A 3,943-nucleotide genomic window follows, 5' to 3' on the forward strand; every position below is an offset into this window, starting at 1 on the left:
CAAGCCGCATCAGCTCTCCGGCGGGCAGGCGCAGCGCGTGGCGCTGGCGCGGGCCGTGCTGCTGGCGCCGCAGGTGCTGCTGGCTGACGAGCCCACGGCCAGCCTGGACGACGAGGCGGCGGCCGATGCGCTGGCCCTGCTGCAGCACAGCGCTGCGGCCTGCGATGCCAGCCTGGTGATTGCCACGCATGACCAGCGTGTGGTGTCCGCCCTGGCGGGTGTCCAGACCCTCAATTTGAATGAAATCGGCACGGAGCGCCGGTTGAATATGCCTGAGAAGCTATGAATTCAGGAGTATTCAAACTCGCCCGCCTGTCCTGGCGCTACCTGTGGTCCCGCCCGCTGGCCGCCGTGCTCAACCTGCTGGTGCTCACGCTGGGCCTGGCCGCCATCACTTTGGTGCTGCTGGTGGCCACACAGCTCGACAAGGCGTTTGAGCGCGACCTGGGTGGCATCGACCTGGTGGTGGGCGCCAAGGGCAGCCCGTTGCAGCTGATCCTGGCGGGCGTGTTCCACATCGACGTGCCCACGGGCAACATCCCGCTGCAAGAGGTGCAGGCGCTGCAGAAGAACCCGCTGGTGGCGCAGGTCATCCCGCTGAGCCTGGGCGACAGCTACCAGGGCTTTCGCATCGTGGGCACCACGCCCGACTACGTGGCGCACTATGAGGCCCAGTTGGCCGAAGGCGCGCTATGGCAGCAGCCCATGGACGCGGTGCTGGGCGCCAGCGTGGCGCGGGGCATTGTCAAAGCCAGCCATCAAGGCGCGCCGCTGGTGGGGGCCACCTTCATTGGCAGCCACGGCCTGGGTGGAGGAGGGCACGCCCATGGCAACCACCCCTACCGTGTGAGCGGCGTGCTGGCGCCCTGCGGCTGTGTGCTGGACCGATTGATCCTGACCAGCACCGAATCCGTCTGGATGGTGCACGAGACCGCCACGGCCAACGATGCCGAAGACCTGGAAGTCATGAAGGAAGAGCGTGAGGTGACCGTGGCCCTGGTGCGCTACCGCACGCCCATGGCGGCCATCACGCTGCCACGCCTGATCAACGGCGGCACCTCGATGCAGGCGGCGGCGCCCGCCATCGAGGTCACGCGCCTGCTGCGCCTGCTGGGCGTGGGTGCCGATGTGCTGCGCGCCTTTGGCGGCGTGCTGCTGGCCGTGGCCGCGCTCAGCGTGTTCATCGCGCTGTGGAATGCCGTGCGCGAGCGCCGCGCCGACCTGGCCATGCTGCGCATGCTGGGCGCGCCGCCGGGCCGTGTGGCTGGGCTGGTGCTGTGGGAGGCGCTGTGGCTGGCCGCGCTCGCGTCCATTCTGGGGCTGCTGCTGGGCCACGGCCTGGCGCAGGCCCTGGGCTGGGCGTTACAGGCGCAGGGCTTGCTGCCGGTGACGGGCTGGATCTGGTTGCCCGCCGAAGCCGGGGTGCCGCTGCTGGCCGCAGGCGTGGCGGCCTTGGCGGCGCTGCTGCCAGCCATGCAGGCCTACCGCACCGATGTGGCCGACTTGTTGAGCTAGCCCTGATGCAGCCCCCGAGTTCTGACCTCCATAAACCCTCTAGCCACTCAACCTGAAAGTCTTTCCATGAAAAAACTTTTCGCTGCTCTCGCCCTGGCGCCCATGCTGCTCGCCGGTGCCCTGGCCCACGCGCAAGCCCACAACGACAAGGACACCCAGGAAGACGTCTCCCGCCACCGTGCCATGGCTGCCGCCCACGAGGCCGCCGCCAAGTGCCTGGAGTCCGGCAAGGGCCACGACCAGTGCCAGAAAGACCTGCAGGCGGCGTGCAAGAACCTGGCCATTGGAAAATACTGCGGGATGAAACACGCACACTGAGCGCCTGTTTTTTTGTTACTTGTTCGCCCGGAGTCCCCGCCATGTCCTGCACCTTGAAACCCTTGCCCATCCCCGGCCTGATGGCTCGCGTGGCTTGTCTGGCCGCCACGCTGGTTCTGGCAAGCGGTGCGCACGCGCAGCAAGGTGGCGCCACCAAGCCCGCGCCGGGCGCTTTTGAGCGCGCCAAGGAAGGCGCGGCCGCAGCGCCAGTGCTGTCGTCGCCCCTGCCTGCGGGCGCTGGCACTGTCGTGCCATCGGGGTCGGGTGCGGGCTACCACAGCCCCAACAGCCCGATTGCCCCGCTGCCCCAGCGCAACGACGTGGTGCCCTGGTCGGTGCTGACCGACCTGAGCAAAAAGACCACCAAGGACGGCATCCTGCCCGTGTTCAACGACGCCCAGAAGGGCATGGACAAGACCACGCAGCGCATTCAGGGCTTCATGGTGCCGCTGGACGCCAAGCCGACGCAGACGCACTTCATCCTCACCTCCGTGCCGCTGACCTGCTCGTTCTGCACACCGGGCGGGCCCGAGAGCATGGTCGAGGTCAAGGCCAAGACACCCGTGCGCTATTCGCTGGAGCCCGTGGTGGTGGAAGGCAAGTTCACCGTGCTCCCCAATGATCAATATGGCCTGTACTACCGCGTGGTGGACGCGGTGCCGGTGAAATAATCCCCGGCTTTGGCCGCTGCAGCCTCTGCCGCAATCCTTTCCCTTTTTGCCTGACGTGACCCGCGCCTTCCTTCGCCCTTTGCACCTGCCGTCCGCCGCCCTGCGCGGCGCAGCGGTGCGGCGCGTGGCGTTGGCGTGGCTGCTGCTGGCATTGGTGGTGGTGTCCACGCTGGGTCGGCTGCACCAGGTGGTGCACGGCGGCGCGCTGGACCAGGCGCATGCCGGGCTGCTGGCCGCGCCCTCTTCGTTGCCCGGGCAGCCGGCGTGGGACCCGGCCCCCACTGCGCGGCCCGCTGCCACACCCGGCCACGGTCTGTGGCTCCCCTATCTGCTGGCCCACCACGCGCCAGTGGACTGCCTGTTGCTCGACCAGCTGGCGCTGGGCGACGCACTGCATGCCGCCCCGCTGGCGCTGCCTGCGGCCGATGCGCCGCTGCCGCCGGCCGTGCATGCGGCAGGGCGGGCGAGCACACCCCACATTGCGCTGTTCCATGCGCGCGGCCCACCGGTCGCCTGACGCGCAGCGCACCTCCAGCCCCACCTTCTCAGCCGGCGTCCCCGCTGTGTGCCTTGCAGGGCAACGCGGCGGTGTTGTGCCTGCTGGCGCAGGGCGCGGTATGCAAGCCGCCGTATGCAGGCCGATTTGGCGGCTGCCAGCGGCCGTACCACGGCGCGCCGCCCATCATTACTCCTGTTTTCATAGCTGCTAGCGCATATTTCACTAGCGCTTGCAGCGGTTTTTATTCATCAACCCGCGCCCCGGGCGCGGGTCGGCATGCGCAGGCGCGTTGGCACCGCCAGCGCCGCGCATGCCTTGTTGCAGGCCACCACCATGACCCACACCTTTTCTACTCACCGCTTTGCTTCCCGCCGTGCACACCCGGCGCTCCACCCTGTGGCCCTGGCGACCCTGCTGGCGCTGTCTGGCACCAGCGTTGCCACCCAGGCGCAGACTGCACCCGCGCCCGCTGCGGCGGCTGACGCTGCACCCAGTCTGCCCGCAGTCACCGTGTCGGCCAGCGGCCTGCAACTGGGCGCCAGCGACATGACCACCCCCGCCACCGTGCTGGAAGGGGATGAACTGGTGCGCCGCCGCGAGGCCACGCTGGGCGAAACGCTGAACAGCGAGCCCGGCATCACCAGCAGCCACTTTGGTGCGGGCGCCAGCCGGCCCATCATCCGCGGCATGGACGGCCCGCGCGTCAAGGTGCTGAGCGACGGCGCCGAGCTGCACGACGCCTCCACCATCAGCCCCGACCACGCCGTGGTGTCCGAGCCGCTGCTGGCCACGCAGATCGAGGTGCTGCGTGGCCCCTCGGCCCTGGTTTATGGCAACGGCGCCGTGGGTGGCGTGGTCAACGTGCTGGACGGCAAGGTGCCCACCGCCATCCCGCAAAAGGGTTACGAAGGCAGTGCCGAGCTGCGCGCCAACTCGGGGG

At 69.0% G+C, this 3,943-nt stretch carries 6 protein-coding genes; all 6 read left to right on the forward strand.

All coding sequences use genetic code 11. The features are described 5' to 3' along the window. Window positions 1-286: ATP-binding cassette domain-containing protein (locus DBR23_RS30410; RefSeq protein ID WP_233250347.1), on the forward strand; the 286-nt coding region annotated here is incomplete at its 5' end. Then, window positions 283-1,515: an FtsX-like permease family protein gene (locus DBR23_RS08695; protein WP_108497975.1), complete on the forward strand. Its 1,233-nt coding sequence runs from the start codon at window positions 283-285 to the stop codon at window positions 1,513-1,515. The genes DBR23_RS30410 and DBR23_RS08695, both read left to right, overlap by 4 nt. A 66-nt stretch (window positions 1,516-1,581) precedes the next feature. Further along, window positions 1,582-1,833, forward strand: coding sequence for a hypothetical protein (locus DBR23_RS08700; RefSeq protein WP_108497976.1), 252 nt, complete (start codon window positions 1,582-1,584; stop codon window positions 1,831-1,833). Window positions 1,834-1,874: 41 nt separating this feature from the next. Further along, window positions 1,875-2,504: a DUF3299 domain-containing protein gene (locus DBR23_RS08705; protein WP_108497977.1), complete on the forward strand. Its 630-nt coding sequence runs from the start codon at window positions 1,875-1,877 to the stop codon at window positions 2,502-2,504. A gap of 55 nt (window positions 2,505-2,559) precedes the next feature. Further along, entirely contained in the window at window positions 2,560-3,021 is a 462-nt protein-coding gene (locus tag DBR23_RS08710; protein ID WP_233250348.1) for a hypothetical protein, read from the forward strand. A 315-nt stretch (window positions 3,022-3,336) separates the two neighbouring features. After that, on the forward strand, window positions 3,337-3,943 hold a 607-nt coding region (locus tag DBR23_RS08715), incomplete at its 3' end, for a TonB-dependent receptor plug domain-containing protein (RefSeq protein WP_158276441.1).

Source organism: Acidovorax sp. HMWF018 (assembly GCF_003061035.1).
Taxonomy (GTDB): domain Bacteria; phylum Pseudomonadota; class Gammaproteobacteria; order Burkholderiales; family Burkholderiaceae_C; genus Acidovorax; species Acidovorax delafieldii.

Bases quoted from the DNA above. Each gene is read 5' to 3' on its own strand.
- DBR23_RS08695 (WP_108497975.1), top strand. From the start codon at position 283: ATGAATTCAGGAGTATTCAAACTCGCCCGCCTGTCCTGGCGCTACCTG.
- DBR23_RS08700 (WP_108497976.1), top strand. From the start codon at position 1,582: ATGAAAAAACTTTTCGCTGCTCTCGCCCTGGCGCCCATGCTGCTCGCC.
- DBR23_RS08705 (WP_108497977.1), top strand. From the start codon at position 1,875: ATGTCCTGCACCTTGAAACCCTTGCCCATCCCCGGCCTGATGGCTCGC.